The organism is Quyinboa mangrovi (assembly GCF_042219825.1).
GTDB lineage: Bacteria > Bacteroidota > Bacteroidia > Bacteroidales > UBA5342 > JBHJHP01.
Window position 1 is genome coordinate 1 of record NZ_JBHJHQ010000053.1, and the last position, 863, is coordinate 863.

General features: G+C 39.0%; 1 protein-coding gene. It reads left to right on the forward strand.

Annotated features, from left to right (window positions below):
* On the forward strand, positions 1–863 hold an 863-nt coding region (locus ACE1ET_RS20520; protein ID WP_375730299.1), incomplete at both ends, for a DUF4859 domain-containing protein.

Here is an 863-nt window from a genome sequence, read left to right on the forward strand (position 1 = left end):
GGTTTCCTTGCCAATGAAAAAATTGAAAAGATTGTTATCAACATATCTGTTGTTGCTGCTCCTGAAATTACGGCAACTGTTGTAGATACTCAGAAATTGGCGATTACTGTTCCGCAGAGAACTGATTATTCAACTGATCCATTGGAATTTGATTTGGAACAAACCTTGTCCGATCTTGGTATAGCTTCAATGAGTGAAATAGAAGCTGTTGTTACATACGATACAGATGAAAGTATTACAGACATAACTGCTACAGGTAATGTATTCTGGTATGATCTGGAATCCAAATATGGTGCCTGGGGAGCCAATGCATCAGTATTTGTGAATTATGAAAGCACTGATTTGAGCTACGTATCCATAGGTCAGTATCCTGATAATGTGGATTCAATGCTCTCTTATACCTATACTGTTTATTACGGCTTCATGGCCAATGATAAAATTGAAATGTTAGAAGTTGCTGTAACCATAAGAGAAGCAGAGATAGTACAGAATTTAAGTGTTGAAGTTGTTCCAAACACATCTTATGCCATTGATACGGTAGAGTTTGATTTGAACAAAACCTTAACGGATCTTGGAATTACAGATATTAGTGAAGCAACCATAATTGGCTTTAATGAAGACGGATCTTATACCGATAGCTACACCGCAGATGATGGATTCTGGACTGCACGCAATGGTTACGTGTCAACCTGGGGAGGTGGTGGCGTAGCCTATACTGCATATGGTATTCTTCCTGACAGCCTGATTGGTGTTGGACAGTTCCCTGATAGTTTGCATGTGGGCGAAACGGCAAAAGCTATGATCGGTTTCCTTGCCAATGAAAAAATTGAAAAGATTGTTATCAACATATCTGTTGTTGCTGC